The organism is Pseudomonas entomophila (assembly GCF_029478665.1).
GTDB classification, from domain to species: domain Bacteria; phylum Pseudomonadota; class Gammaproteobacteria; order Pseudomonadales; family Pseudomonadaceae; genus Aquipseudomonas; species Aquipseudomonas entomophila_F.
In genome coordinates this window covers 17,671-30,494 of the sequence record NZ_JARPQB010000013.1, presented here as the reverse complement: position 1 = coordinate 30,494, position 12,824 = coordinate 17,671, and the positions used below count along the sequence as shown (strand labels likewise).

13 protein-coding genes are annotated in these 12,824 nt (G+C 62.6%); 6 read left to right on the top strand and 7 right to left on the bottom strand.

The window, feature by feature from the left end; genetic code table 11:
- Positions 1-93 precede the first annotated feature (93 nt).
- Positions 94-621, top strand: a complete 528-nt coding sequence (locus P5705_RS08795; protein ID WP_277460455.1) for a DUF3617 domain-containing protein — start codon at positions 94-96, stop codon at positions 619-621.
- Between the two features lie 5 nt (positions 622-626).
- Here the strand turns inward: P5705_RS08795 and folE2 are convergent, their stop codons facing one another.
- Together folE2 and P5705_RS08785 are read right to left on the bottom strand one after the other, a co-directional pair.
- A complete protein-coding gene (gene folE2, locus P5705_RS08790; protein ID WP_277460454.1) occupies positions 627-1,508 on the bottom strand; it encodes a GTP cyclohydrolase FolE2 in 882 nt (293 codons plus the stop codon).
- A gap of 25 nt (positions 1,509-1,533) precedes the next feature.
- Positions 1,534-1,911, bottom strand: coding sequence for a glutamine synthetase (locus P5705_RS08785; protein ID WP_277460453.1), 378 nt, complete (start codon positions 1,909-1,911; stop codon positions 1,534-1,536).
- Positions 1,912-2,021: 110 nt separating this feature from the next.
- Here P5705_RS08785 and zigA point away from each other — a divergent pair, with 110 nt between their 5' ends.
- The 3 genes from zigA to P5705_RS08770 all read left to right on the top strand — a co-directional run bounded on the left by zigA (position 2,022) and on the right by P5705_RS08770 (position 4,960).
- Positions 2,022-3,230, top strand: coding sequence for a zinc metallochaperone GTPase ZigA (zigA, locus tag P5705_RS08780; protein WP_277460452.1), 1,209 nt, complete (start codon positions 2,022-2,024; stop codon positions 3,228-3,230).
- Positions 3,227-3,847 carry a DUF1826 domain-containing protein gene (locus P5705_RS08775; RefSeq protein ID WP_277460451.1) on the top strand — a complete coding sequence of 207 codons (621 nt, stop codon included), beginning with the start codon at positions 3,227-3,229 and terminating at the stop codon, positions 3,845-3,847. The genes zigA and P5705_RS08775 overlap by 4 nt, the downstream gene beginning before the upstream one ends.
- A 138-nt stretch (positions 3,848-3,985) precedes the next feature.
- Positions 3,986-4,960, top strand: coding sequence for a CobW family GTP-binding protein (locus P5705_RS08770; RefSeq protein ID WP_277460568.1), 975 nt, complete (start codon positions 3,986-3,988; stop codon positions 4,958-4,960).
- A 1-nt stretch (position 4,961) separates the two neighbouring features.
- On the opposite strand, the gene P5705_RS08765 is transcribed toward P5705_RS08770, so the two are convergent.
- Complete coding sequence (locus P5705_RS08765) at positions 4,962-5,354, bottom strand: DUF3301 domain-containing protein (RefSeq protein ID WP_166889607.1); 393 nt, start codon at positions 5,352-5,354, stop codon at positions 4,962-4,964.
- 120 nt (positions 5,355-5,474) lie between these two features.
- Between P5705_RS08765 and pdxY the strand changes: the two genes are divergently transcribed.
- The gene (gene pdxY / locus P5705_RS08760; RefSeq protein ID WP_277460450.1) at positions 5,475-6,347 is read left to right on the top strand and encodes a pyridoxal kinase PdxY; all 873 of its coding nucleotides are present in this window, start codon (positions 5,475-5,477) and stop codon (positions 6,345-6,347) included.
- Here pdxY and P5705_RS08755 read toward each other — a convergent pair.
- Complete coding sequence (locus P5705_RS08755) at positions 6,344-6,829, bottom strand: acyl-CoA thioesterase (RefSeq protein ID WP_011536469.1); 486 nt, start codon at positions 6,827-6,829, stop codon at positions 6,344-6,346. The genes pdxY and P5705_RS08755 overlap by 4 nt on opposite strands.
- Before the next feature lie 324 nt (positions 6,830-7,153).
- On the opposite strand from P5705_RS08755, the gene P5705_RS08750 reads away from it, so the two are divergent.
- On the top strand, positions 7,154-8,914 hold the full coding sequence (locus P5705_RS08750) for a cation:proton antiporter (protein WP_277460449.1): 1,761 nt from the start codon (positions 7,154-7,156) through the stop codon (positions 8,912-8,914).
- Positions 8,915-9,052: 138 nt separating this feature from the next.
- On the opposite strand, the gene P5705_RS08745 is transcribed toward P5705_RS08750, so the two are convergent.
- From P5705_RS08745 to uvrD, 3 genes are all read right to left on the bottom strand, one after another.
- On the bottom strand, positions 9,053-9,460 hold the full coding sequence (locus P5705_RS08745; protein ID WP_277460448.1) for an SMI1/KNR4 family protein: 408 nt from the start codon (positions 9,458-9,460) through the stop codon (positions 9,053-9,055).
- 114 nt (positions 9,461-9,574) lie between these two features.
- Positions 9,575-10,420 carry a Tim44 domain-containing protein gene (locus P5705_RS08740; protein WP_277460447.1) on the bottom strand — a complete coding sequence of 282 codons (846 nt, stop codon included), beginning with the start codon at positions 10,418-10,420 and terminating at the stop codon, positions 9,575-9,577.
- Between the two features lie 206 nt (positions 10,421-10,626).
- On the bottom strand, positions 10,627-12,810 hold the full coding sequence (gene uvrD, locus P5705_RS08735; RefSeq protein WP_277460445.1) for a DNA helicase II: 2,184 nt from the start codon (positions 12,808-12,810) through the stop codon (positions 10,627-10,629).
- Positions 12,811-12,824: the final 14 nt, after the last annotated feature.

The following is a 12,824-nucleotide window of genomic DNA, read 5'->3' as shown; positions in this document are numbered from 1 at the left end:
ACCACGTTCGTGGGGTGGGCTGCAACCTGCAGGGGAAAATGACGTCTAACGGCACAGTCCGGCCGGAGCCGGTATTTCGAGGAGCCTAGATCCATGAAGATTCGTCTGCCACTGCTTGCCCTGGTCCTGGGGCTGGGCAGCCCGCTGGTACATGCGCAGATGTTGCAACCCGGCTTGTGGGAACTGACCACCAGCAACATGCAGGTCGATGGCAAGCAATTGCCGGACATGGCCTTCATGCTGGGCCAACTGAAGAACCTGCCGCCCGAACAACGGGCAATGATGGAGGGGGTGCTGGCCAAGCAGGGCATCAGCGTGGGTGGCAAGGGCGTGCGCTCGTGCCTGACGCCGGAGCAGGTTCGCACCAATGACATCCCGCTGCAGGACCCGCAATCCGGGTGCACCCAGAAGATCACCGAGCGCACTGGCAATGTCTGGAAGTTCCAGTTCAGCTGCCCGAAGGCCCAGGGGCAAGGCCAGGCCACGTTCCTCAGCGACCGAGAGTTCCTGACCAAGGTCAACGGCACCTTCAATGCATCCGGGGTACAGCAGGCGGGCAGCATGGACACCCGCGCGGTATGGTTGGGCAACGACTGTGGAACAGTGAAACCGCGCAGCTGATCGTCCTACCTCTGGAACCGACTCACCGCCACCGCGTCGTGGGCATGCAGGCTTTCTGCATGTTCCACGCGCACTGTGAACTCGCTTAACCAGTCAATCTGGCGCAAGGCCAGGTTCAGGCGCCGGGCGGCATCTTCGCAGAACATCAGGTTCTGGCCATTGGCCAAGGCGAACGCCTGCTCGTCGGCACGTTTCACGGCAGTCTGGACCGCTGTGCCCAAGGCCGCTTCGGCCTTGTCGATCAGTACGGTAATAGGCAGTTCATCCCCCACCAGGCGAACCTGTAGCTTCGCCATGCTGCGCTGGCTATGGGGGGTGGCAACGATCCCGCTGCTGCTGCCAAGCCATGCCCTCACGCCTTGTCGGTCCACCGCTTGTCCCGAGAAGTCCTTGTCGAACTGCTCCTGGATAAGCTGCCGGGCGAGCGCCGCCGAACATGGGCAGGTCGAGGAATAGGGAATCTCCACGGATAGTTCCACGTGGAACATTTCAGCTTTCAACCATGCATCGATGGTCACCGGGTAGTGTTTCCACCCTGCCAGCTGGCTGACCAGCGCTGGGCGCTTGAGCAGGTGATGGAACTGCAGACGGAGGTTGGCGCTTGTTGAAAGGCCTTCGTGGCTGAACAGAAACTGCTCGAGTACCTGGCGAATGAGCCGTGGGGTGAGCGTGTCTCGTTCCAGTGCTTCCAGCGCCAGGTACAGCCGCGACATATGGATGCCACGCGATGCACCGTCATCAAGGCTCACCCCTGCATCGGCAAGCGCGCTCACTTGGCGCCCCTCGAACTGCACCGGCATGGCGATGCCGCACATGCCTACCCAGTCCAGCGGCATTGGCTGCTGGGCACTCTGTGCGGCGATGTCGGGAAGGGTGAGGCTGGTCATGGCGAGATCCTGGTCTTAGGGGTGTTCAACGGCAGCCACCAATCAGGCTGCAATGCAGATCGAAGCGTTGGCCGCTGGAACTGGAAACACGGTTGAGGGTGGTCCAGCCGACGCGCCGGCTGTAGCCGACCCAAGCTTCACCGTCGCTGGCCAACCCAGTGAAGAAAGTCAGCGGGCCATAGCGGCTGTTGGTTTGCGCCCACAATCGTTTACCTGCCACTTCATAGCCGCGCAGGTAGAAGGTGCTGCCTTCGGTGCGAACGCTGTAGTAGTTGCCCTGGCTGTCCTGGCAGGCGAGCAAGGTTGCACTGCGGGTGCAAAGGGCAAGGCCGGTGTGGGGCATGGCGAGTACTGGCACCGGCAGGGCAAGCAGCAGCAACGCAACGATGCCAAGTGATTTCATGACGCTCTCCAGACAACCATTCGGCCAAAGCGGCTTGGCTAAATTGTATTGTTATAATATAACATTGTGCAATGCATCGTTTCGAATGCGCCCGCCCGATGAGGTCCGTCATGCCCAACCGTCTTCCCGTCACCGTGCTGTCCGGCTTTCTGGGGGCCGGCAAGAGCACACTGCTTAACCATGTCCTGCGCAATCGCGACGACCTGCGTGTCGCCGTGATCGTCAACGACATGAGTGAGATCAACATCGATGCCAGTGAAGTCCAGCGCAACGTGAGCCTCAACCGCGCCGAGGAGAAACTGGTGGAGATGAGCAATGGCTGCATCTGCTGCACCCTGCGCGAGGACCTGCTGGAGGAAGTTGCCCGGCTGGCGCGGGAGGGGCGCTTCGATTACCTGCTGATCGAATCGACAGGCATCTCCGAGCCTCTGCCGGTTGCCGAGACGTTCACCTTCCGCGATGAGCAGGGCCGTAGCCTGTCCGACATGGCACGGTTGGACACCATGGTCACGGTAGTCGACGGCCTGAATTTCCTGCGCGACTACCAGGCTGCCGACAGCCTTGCCAGCCGTGGTGAAACCTTGGGTGAAGAGGATGAGCGTTCGATCAGCGACCTGTTGATTGAACAGGTCGAATTCGCCGATGTGCTGTTGCTGAGCAAGATCGACCTGATCAGCCAGCACGAACGTGAAGAATTGATCGCCATTCTGCGCAGCCTCAATGCCCGGGCTCAGATACTGCCCATGGTGATGGGCCAGGTCGCGCTTTCGCGCATCCTCGACACCGGTCTGTTCGATTTCGACCAGGCCGCCCAAGCGCCAGGATGGTTGAAGGAGCTGCGCGGCGAGCATGTGCCGGAAACCGAGGAGTACGGTATCGCTGCCACCACCTGGCAGGCGCGTCGGCCATTCCATCCGCAACGCTTCCATGACTTTATCCACAAGCCCTGGAGCAATGGACGCTTGCTGCGCTCAAAGGGGTTCTTCTGGCTTGCCAGCAAGTATCAGGAAGCCGGCAGTTGGTCCCAGGCCGGCGGCATGATGCGCCATGGCCTGGCAGGGCGCTGGTGGCGCTTTGTGCCCCGTGAGCAGTGGCCGCAGGATGAAGATAGCCGGGCAGCGATTCTCAAGCAGTGGTCGGCCGAAGCGGGCGACTGCCGGCAGGAACTGGTGTTCATCGGGCAGAACATCGACTTTGCAAGGTTATCCACAGAGCTGGATGCCTGCCTGCTCGATGATGACGAAATGGAACTGGGAGCGCTGGCCTGGTTACGGCTGCCTGATCCGTTCGGTGCCTGGGACGAAGAGGAAGCTGCGTGAGGGCTGTGGATATCCGCCAGGCTTTCGGCGAGTCGCCCCAGATCATGACGGAGATTCTTCAGGACGGCGTCAACCTGGCGGTATGGCAGCGTCGCCTGCCCGCCCAGGTGGAAGACTTCGCCGCGCTGGTACTCAGCCTTGGCCAGCTTCTGGCGGATGAGCGGGTGATCGAGGTGGATGAATGTCAGCCACCCCGGCTGCCAGGTTTGCTCAGGGAGGCGCAGAACCTGCATGGCTATGACGGCTTTGTCGCCGACGTGTGCTGGCTGGTAGAAGCCTACACCTGCCTGTTGGGCGCTCGACGGGTCGGGTTGCGTCTGCGCGTGCTGGACAGTGCGATGTGCCCCCGTTTCCATGTGGATCATGTGCCGCTGCGGTTGCTGAGCAGTTATGCAGGCGCAGGCAGCGAGTGGTTGAAAGAAGGCGCAATTGATCGATCACGCTTGCTCCGTGACCAACCGCCTGTGGATAACATTCGTCGCCTGGCGGTGGGTGATGTCGCGTTGCTCAAGGGCGAGAAATGGCTGGGCAACGAGGGTGCCGGACTTATCCACCGTTCGCCGCAGGCTTCTTCAGGAGATCGGCGGTTACTGCTGAGCCTGGATTGGCTGGCCTGAGTCTGTAGGAGCGGCTTTAGCCGCGATGCAGCCAACGCGGTGCCTGCATCGCGGCTGAAGCCGCTCCTACAAGGAGTGTGTGTCGCGTTGCTGCGGGCTCGCGATAGACTTGCACCAACCCCGACCCGACACCGAGCCATGCTGCAGAACATCCCCACCCATGTGATCGCCGGCCCGCTGGGGGCCGGCAAGACCAGCTTGATCCGCCATCTGATGAGCCAGCGTCCGGCTAACGAACGCTGGGCGGTGCTGGTCAATGAATTCGGGCAGATTGGCCTGGATGCCGCCCTGTTGGCAGGCGATGAAGACGGCATTGCCATTGGCGAAGTGGCGGGGGGCTGCCTTTGCTGCGTCAACGGCGCGCCGTTCCAAGTCGGGCTGGGGCGTCTCCTGCGCAAGGCACGCCCCGATCGCTTGTTCATCGAGCCTTCGGGGCTGGGTCATCCCCAGCAGTTGCTTCAACAACTGGAGCAAGCACCCTGGACGGATGTATTGGTCGTGCAACCACTGCTCATGGTGCTGGATGCCCAGGCCCTGGCCCGTGGCGAAGCCTTGCCTGAAGCGCAGCAATTGGCGTTGCCTGCTTCAGGGTTGCTGGTGTTGAACAAGTCGTCCTCTGTGGACAACAAGCTCCGCCTGTTGATAACTGAGAGATTGCCCGAGCTACCTAAGGTTTGGGTCGATCATGGCGCGCTGCCGTTAATCCGGCTGCCGGGTTTTTCCACAGAAGGGAAGGCTTGTTCTGATACAAGCCGACAGGTTGTGGACAATCCAGGTCCGGCGCTTGCTGCCCTGTGGACAGACCCAAGTCGGCCGCTATGCCAGGCCCAGCAGGGCGAAGGTGGCTGGAGCATCGGCTGGCGCTGGCACCCCAGCCAACGCTTCGACACGGCAAGATTGCGTGCCTTTCTCCAGGCCTGGCCATGGCGCCGGGCCAAGGGTGTTATCCACAGCGACCTGGGCTGGCTGTCGTTCAATGGGCTCGATGGGCAGTTGCCCGGCTGGCAGCCGAGCGAGTGGCGCAAGGATTCACGGATGGAACTGATTTTCACCGAGGCGCAGCCCGTGGACGAGTTGCAGGAGGCGCTTGCCGCGTGCCGGCTGGGCGCCTGAGTCAGTTACGCCAGCGATTGTGCTCCTGGCGCCACTGCTGCATCTCAATGACGTTGTCGGTGCGTGGCGGCGTCTTGATCTCGAAGGGGTAGGGCGCGAGTTCGATCTGCATGGTGTGGGCGCCGAACTGCGTGACAGTGCCGGGATGGCGCTGCTCTCCGGTAACGGTGAATTCGAAGTTGTAGATGCGCGCCAGGCGCTTCTTGCCATTGGCGTCGCGCACGAAGGCGATGCGCTTGAGCGCCACGGCGTCGTCGAGCAGTTCCAGGTCGAGCTTGGCGCAATGCTGCTTGACCCGGGCCAGGGCCTTTTCGCGCAGCCCGTGGTTGTGCCACAGCCAGGCGCCTGCGGTCGCCACCAGCATCAGGACGAAAAGGTTTTCCAGGGTCAGCATTTGCGTAAGCTCCAGACAGGTCGATCCAGCTTAACTGCGTCTCTGGCCTGTCGTACAGATGGCAATCGGGTTCATACTGCGGGCCGCACACTTATCCACACAGTTTTGGAATAGCCCTGCATGAAACGTACGCCGCACTTGCTCGCCATTCAGTCCCACGTGGTCTTTGGACACGCCGGCAACAGCGCCGCGGTGTTTCCCATGCAGCGGGTCGGGGTCAATGTCTGGCCGCTCAACACCGTGCAGTTCTCCAACCATACTCAGTATGGACAGTGGGCCGGGGAAGTGCTTGCCCCAGCGCAAATTCCCGCGTTGGTGGAAGGCATTTCCAATATCGGCGAGCTGGGCAACTGCGACGCGGTGTTGTCGGGTTACCTGGGCAGCGCCGAGCAGGGCCGGGCGATCCTGGCCGGGGTCGCGCGCATCAAGGCGGTCAACCCCAGGGCGTTGTACCTGTGCGACCCGGTCATGGGGCATGCCGAAAAGGGCTGCATCGTCCCTGCCGAGGTGAGCGAGTTCCTGCTCGAGGAGGCCGTCGCCAAGGCCGACATACTCTGCCCCAACCAGCTTGAGCTGGACAGCTTCTGCGGCCGGCGTGCCGAGTCCCTCGAAGATTGCGTGGGCATGGCCCGTGGCCTGCAGGAGCGTGGGCCGCGCATCGTGCTGGTCAAGCACCTGAACTACCCTGGGCGCGCCGATGACGCGTTCGAAATGCTGCTGGTGACGAGCAAGGAGAGCTGGCACCTGCGCCGGCCTCTGCTGGCCTTCCCACGCCAGCCGGTCGGGGTGGGCGACCTGACCTCGGGGCTGTTCCTGGCCCGGCTGCTGCTGGGTGACAGCGCTGTACAGGCGTTCGAATTCGCGGCGGCGGCAGTGCATGAGGTGCTGTTGGAAACCCAGGCCTGCGCCAGCTACGAACTGCAGCTGGTACGGGCCCAGGATCGCATCGCCCATCCACGGGTGCGCTTCGAGGCGCAGCGACTCCAGTACTAGATCGCGTCGGTCTTCAGGTCCTGGTAGCGCTGCTCCAGCTCCTGGCGGATCTGGCGGCGCTGCTGGCCCTGCAGGAAGCGGCGCTTTTCTTCGCTGGACTGGGGCTGGCGCGGTGGCACTTTCACCGGGCGGCGGTCGTCGTCGACCGCGACCATGGTGAAGAAGCAGCTGTTGGAGTGGCGCACCGAGCGTTCACGGATGTTCTCGGTGACCACCTTGATACCCACTTCCATCGAGGTGTTACCGGTGTAGTTGACCGACGCCAGGAAGGTTACCAGCTCCCCGACATGCACGGGCTCGCGGAAGATCACCTGGTCCACCGAAAGAGTGACCACGTAGGTGCCGGCATAACGGCTGGCGCAAGCATAGGCCACTTCGTCGAGGTACTTGAGCAGGGTGCCGCCGTGTACGTTGCCAGAGAAGTTGGCCATGTCCGGTGTCATCAGGACAGTCATGGTCAACTGGGCGTTTCCAGGTTCCATAGAGAGCTCACGGTGAATTTGCGCTGAATCGGGGCGGGTATCTGCAGACACTTCTGTTCCCCTCTTTGAGGTTTCCCATCCTGGTACGGGACGTCGGCTGACGCTCCATCGTCACGACAATTTTGCCATCGACGGTGTCGAATCGGCCGATCTGTTTCTGCATATTGCATCGGCCATTTGTGGCAAGGCGCGATGTTAACCTGACGACGCCCATGCAACGTGGGCTTTTCCGTCCATCAAAACAGTATGTGCCTGCTCCACGCTCAGGGTTTTCCGGCTGAGGAGCGGTTGGCCCCGTGCATCGAGAACAAGGAGTACCACGCCATGCATGCCATCAGCTTCATCCAGGATCTGGCGGTGATCATGCTGGTCGCCGGGGTGGTCACCATTCTCTTCCACCGTCTCAAGCAGCCCGTGGTGCTGGGCTACATTGTCGCCGGCTTCATCATCGGCCCGCACACCCCGCCGTTCGGGCTGATTCACGACGAAGACACGATCAAGACCCTGGCTGAACTGGGGGTGATCTTCCTGATGTTCTGCCTGGGGCTGGAGTTCAGCCTGCGCAAGCTGTTCAAGGTGGGGGCCACGGCATTTATCGCCGCCTTCCTGGAAATCGTCCTGATGATCTGGATCGGTTTCGAGATCGGCCGTTGGTTCGGCTGGAACACCATGGATTCGCTGTTCCTCGGGGCGATCCTGGCGATCTCCTCGACCACCATCATCGTCAAGGCGCTCAACGACCTGAAGATGAAGAACGAGCGCTTCGCCCAACTGATCTTCGGCGTGCTGATCGTCGAGGACATCTTGGGTATTGGCATCATCGCGCTGCTGTCGGGCATCGCCGTCAGCGGCACGGTCAGCTCCGGCGAGGTGTTCTCCACCGTGGGCAAGCTGTCGCTGTTCATGATCGTCGCATTGGTCATCGGCATCCTGCTGGTGCCGCGGCTGCTGGCCTACGTGGCCAAGTTCGAAAGCAACGAGATGCTGCTGATCACTGTGCTGGGGCTGTGCTTCGGCTTCTGCCTGCTGGTGGTCAAACTTGAGTACAGCATGGTGCTCGGCGCCTTCCTGATCGGCGCGATCATGGCCGAATCGCGCCAGTTGCTGAAGATAGAACGCTTGATCGAGCCGGTTCGCGACCTGTTCAGTGCGATCTTCTTCGTCGCCATTGGCTTGATGATCGACCCGGCAATCCTTGTCGAGTACGCCTGGCCAATCGTGGTGATCACCCTGGCGGTGGTGTTGGGCAAGATGCTCTCCTGCGGCATGGGGGCTTTCATCGCCGGCAACGACGGGCGCACTTCGCTGCGTGTGGGCATGGGGCTTTCGCAGATTGGCGAGTTCTCGTTCATCATTGCGGCGCTGGGCATGACCCTGCAGGTCACCAGCGATTTTCTCTACCCCGTCGCGGTGGCGGTATCGGCGATCACCACCTTGTTGACGCCTTACCTGATCCGCGCGGCCGACCCGTTGTCGCTGAAGCTCGGCAAGGTGGTGCCGAGCCGCCTGGCACGGGTGCTGTCGTTGTACGGTGAATGGCTGCGCAGCATCCAGCCCCAGGGTGAAGGGGCCATGCTGGCGGCGATGATCCGGCGCATCCTTTTGCAGGTGGGGGTGAACCTGGCGCTGGTGATCGCCATCTTCTTCAGTGGTGGCTACTTCGCCGGTCGCATCGGCATTTGGCTCAGCGAGTGGGTCGATGATGTGAGCCAGCAGAAGGCGTTGATCTGGGGCGCAGCCTTGTTGCTGTCGTTGCCGTTCCTGATTGCGGCCTACCGCAAGCTCAAGGCGTTGTCGATGTTGCTGGCGGAGATGGGGGTCAAGCCGGAGATGGCCGGGCGGCACACCCAGCGCGTGCGTCGCGTGATCGCCGAGGTGATTCCGCTGCTGTCGCTGCTGGTGATCTTCCTGCTGCTGTCGGCGTTGTCGGCGAGCATCCTGCCGACCAATGAACTGTTGCTGATCATTGCGGTGGTCGCGGCAGTGGTGGTGGCGTTGCTATGGCGCTGGTTCATCCGCGTGCATACACGTATGCAGGTCGCGTTGCTGGAGACGCTGGAGAACAGCCGGGAAAATTCGCACTGAGGAGTTAACGCCTTCTGCGCGAGACTTCACCGTCGTCCGAGGGGATGGAGCGGTAGCGATGTCGCCAGGCGCAGAGAGCCTGGCGATTCTACGAGGCCTGATAGCTAAGAGCCATTATTTTGTGCGGGTATTTCTCATTCAGCTTTCCAGCCAGACATCCCGGGCCCAGTGCCACACCGATTCCCAGTTTTCTTCGGTGACGATCTCTTCTTCGCCGGACCACAGCACCACGGTGCCGTCTTCCTCGACGCAGTAGTAATCGTCGCCGTCCTGGCAGATCGGGATGAGATCGCGAGGGACGCCGGCATCCCAGGCATTGGCGGCCACTTCCGGCAGGTAGGTGTGGGATTGCGGGTCGGTGGCGGTCACCGGCTCCAGGCTGCCATACACCACGTCACTGACGGTCAGCAGGAATTCCTTGAACACGAAGGGAATGTTGATGAACAGCTGTTCCTCGACCTCGATCAACTGATCCTCGTCCGGCAAATCCAGCGGCACCGGCACCGGTTCGTTGGCTTCACGGAGTTGTTCGATCACTTCTTCCACGGTTCACTTCCTCTGACCTAGATGACAACGCTGCGCGTTATACCCTAGTAGTCGAGTCTGGCAAAAGCAAAAACCCCGGGACAGGCCCGGGGTTTTTTGTGCAACGTGCGACGGTTAACCGTTTTGACGGATACCGGCCAGCAGCCAAGGCTGGTTTTCGCCCTGTGCGCGTTCCATGTGCCAGCTCTCGTTGAACACCTCGCCCTGGTCGAAGCGCGAGGTCTTCGACACGCCACGGAAGGTGAGGGTGGCGATGGTCTTGTCGGCGCGGTCGTCGACGCCTTCCAGTTGCACATCGAGGTCGTCGATGTAGGTGGACTGGAAGCCTTCACCTTCTTCAGCGCGTTCGCGCTTGAGGAAGTCGAGCATCTGTGGCGTGACGAACTCGGCGATCTTGTCCATTTCGTTGGCGTCCCAGTGCTGCTGCAGCGACTGGAAGTGCGAACGGGCGGCGGCCAGGAAGCTGGCTTCGTTGAACCAGGCCGGGGCGTTGATCACAGGCGAGGCGACCGGTGCGGCGGAACCGCCGAAGATCGACTGCGGAGCAGCCTGCGGCTGGGCTTCACGCTGGTACGGGGCGTGACCGGCGGCAGCGTGTTGCGGCTGCTGCTGGCGACGGCGCGCGGCGATGAAGCGGAACACCAGGAAGGCGATCAGGCCCATGAGCAGGAAGTCGAGGATCTGCATGCCCTCGAAGCCGTCGCCCATGAACATGGAGGCCAGCAGGCCACCGGCGGCGATGCCGGCCAGCGGGCCCAGCCAGCGAGAAGCGCCGCTGGCGGCCGGCGCACGGCCTGGAACGGTCGGTGCGGCGGCTGGCGTGGCCGGGGTGGCCTGGCGGGTCTGGTGGATTGGCGCGGAGCCCGAGCTCTTGCCACCACCGAAGCGCTTGGCGTTGGCGTCGAGGCTCAGCGTCAGGCCGACGCAGAGCGCCAGAGCGATGCTAAGAAAACGTTGCATAAGTTGGGGGTTCCCATTTTTGTGGATTGCACGCGCGCCATGGTGCACATGAAGCAGCAGACATGGCCAGCGACAAGATGTTTCGAGCTTTTGCCTGATTGTCAGGCGGGGGGCGCGTCATTGTAGGAGCCGGCCTTGCCGGCGAACCGGCGCAGCCGGTGCCATCCACCGCGTCGCCTGGTTCGCCAGCAAGGCTGGCGCCTACGTCAGATGGCTTCCAGCTTGGCGTAGCCGAGCATCAGCCACTTGCTGCCCTCGGAGAAGTTCACCTGCACCCGCGCCTGGGCGCCGGCCCCCTCGAAGTTGAGGATCACGCCCTCGCCGAACACCGCGTGCTGCACCCGCTGGCCAAGGCTGAAGGCGGTCTGCGGGATGCTGGCGTTGGCGAACAGGCTGCTGGCAGGCGTCTTGGCGCCGCCGAAGGGGCGGCTGACGGAATTCGACAGGCGTACTTCCTGCACCAGGCCCGCCGGGATCTCGCGGACGAAGCGCGACACCTTGTTGTATGTCTCGCTGCCATACAGGCGACGAGTCTCGGCGTAGGTCATGACCAGCTGACGCATGGCCCGGGTAATGCCCACATAGGCCAGGCGGCGCTCCTCTTCCAGACGGCCGGGCTCTTCCAGGCTCATCTTGTGCGGGAACAGCCCTTCCTCCATGCCCACCAGGAACACGTAGGGGAATTCCAGGCCCTTGGCGCTGTGCAGGGTCATCAGCTGGATGCTGTCCTCGTGCTCGTCGGCCTGGCTGTCGCCGGCCTCCAGCGAGGCGTGGCCGAGGAACGCCGACAACGGCGTCAGGTCGGCATCCTCGTCGCTGGTCTCGAAGTTGCGCGCGGCGCTGACCAGTTCCTCAAGGTTTTCCACCCGTGCCTGGCCTTTTTCGCCCTTTTCTTCCTGGTGGTAGATGATCAGGCCGGATTGCTCGATGACCGTCTGGGTCATCAGGTGCAGCGGCATGTCCAGCACCTTGGCGGCGAGGTTCTCGAGCAGTTCGATGAACGCCCCCAGGGCACTGGCGGCGCGGCCCTTGAGGGCCTTGGCGGCGAGCAGCTGGCACATCGCGTCCCACATCGACGACTGGCTGTGACGGGCATGCTCGCGAATGGCTTCGACGGTCTTCTCGCCGATACCACGTGGCGGCACGTTGATCACCCGCTCAAGCGCCGCGTCGTTGCCGCGGCCTTCGAGCAGGCGCAGATAGGCCATGGCGTTCTTGATCTCGGCGCGTTCGAAGAAGCGCTGGCCGCCATAGATGCGATAAGGGATGCGCTCGCGCAGCAAGGCTTCTTCCAACACCCGCGACTGGGCGTTGGAGCGGTACAGGATGGCGATATCGTTGCGCGCGTTACCTTGCTTGATCAGGCTTTCGATGGTCTCGACCACGTAGCGCGCTTCGTCATGCTCGTTGAAGGCGGCATAGAGCGTCAGCGGTTCGCCTTCGCCCAGGTCGGTCCACAGCTCCTTGCCCAGGCGCCCGCTGTTGTTGGCGATCAGGGCATTGGCGGCCTTGAGGATGCCGCCGGTGGAGCGGTAGTTCTGCTCCAGGCGGATCAGCTCGGCGTCCGGGAAGTCGGCGGTGTACTGGTGGATGTTTTCGATCTTGGCGCCGCGCCAGCCGTAGATCGACTGGTCGTCGTCACCCACCGCCATCAGGCTGTCGCCGCCGCCGGCCAGCAGGCGCAACCAGGCGTACTGCACGGCGTTGGTGTCCTGGAACTCGTCCACCAGGATATGCCGGAAGCGGCGCTGGTAGTGCTCGAGCAGCCCTGGCTGGTCGCGCCACAGGTCCAGGGCGCGCAGCAGCAGCTCGGAGAAATCGATGACCCCGGCGCGCTCGCAGGCTTGCTCGTAAGCGCTGTAGATGTCGCGCATGGTGGTCAGGAACAGGTCGCCGCTGGCCTGGATATGCCGCGGGCGCAGGCCCTCGTCCTTCTGCCCGTTGATGAACCACTGGACCTGGCGCGCGGGCCATTTCTGCTCGTCGAGGCCCATTTCGCGGATCACCCGCTTGATCAGGCGCTGCTGGTCGTCGCTGTCGAGGATCTGGAAGTTCTGCGCCAGCCCCGCTTCCTGCCAGTGCGCCCGCAACAGGCGGTGGGCCAGGCCGTGGAAGGTACCGACCCACATGCCGGCCGGGCTGATGCCCAATAGTTGCTCGATGCGGTGGCGCATTTCCGCCGCGGCTTTGTTGGTGAACGTCACCGACAGGATCGAGTGCGGCGAGGCCTGCACGACCTGGATCAGCCAGGCGATACGGTGCACCAGCACGCGGGTCTTGCCCGAGCCGGCGCCGGCCAGCACCAGTTGCCGCCCGACCTGGGCCGCTACGGCCTGGCGTTGAGCGTCGTTGAGGGAGTTCAGCAGGAGGGAGAGGTCATCATTGCGCATCCGGCCATTCTAGG

Excerpts from the sequence above, each read along its gene's own strand:
- P5705_RS08795 (WP_277460455.1), top strand. The coding sequence starts at position 94 with ATGAAGATTCGTCTGCCACTGCTTGCCCTGGTCCTGGGGCTGGGCAGC.
- folE2 (WP_277460454.1), bottom strand. The coding sequence starts at position 1,508 with ATGACCAGCCTCACCCTTCCCGACATCGCCGCACAGAGTGCCCAGCAG.
- P5705_RS08785 (WP_277460453.1), bottom strand. The coding sequence starts at position 1,911 with ATGAAATCACTTGGCATCGTTGCGTTGCTGCTGCTTGCCCTGCCGGTG.
- zigA (WP_277460452.1), top strand. The coding sequence starts at position 2,022 with ATGCCCAACCGTCTTCCCGTCACCGTGCTGTCCGGCTTTCTGGGGGCC.
- P5705_RS08770 (WP_277460568.1), top strand. The coding sequence starts at position 3,986 with ATGCTGCAGAACATCCCCACCCATGTGATCGCCGGCCCGCTGGGGGCC.
- P5705_RS08765 (WP_166889607.1), bottom strand. The coding sequence starts at position 5,354 with ATGCTGACCCTGGAAAACCTTTTCGTCCTGATGCTGGTGGCGACCGCA.
- pdxY (WP_277460450.1), top strand. The coding sequence starts at position 5,475 with ATGAAACGTACGCCGCACTTGCTCGCCATTCAGTCCCACGTGGTCTTT.
- P5705_RS08755 (WP_011536469.1), bottom strand. The coding sequence starts at position 6,829 with ATGGAACCTGGAAACGCCCAGTTGACCATGACTGTCCTGATGACACCG.
- P5705_RS08750 (WP_277460449.1), top strand. The coding sequence starts at position 7,154 with ATGCATGCCATCAGCTTCATCCAGGATCTGGCGGTGATCATGCTGGTC.
- P5705_RS08740 (WP_277460447.1), bottom strand. The coding sequence starts at position 10,420 with ATGCAACGTTTTCTTAGCATCGCTCTGGCGCTCTGCGTCGGCCTGACG.
- uvrD (WP_277460445.1), bottom strand. The coding sequence starts at position 12,810 with ATGCGCAATGATGACCTCTCCCTCCTGCTGAACTCCCTCAACGACGCT.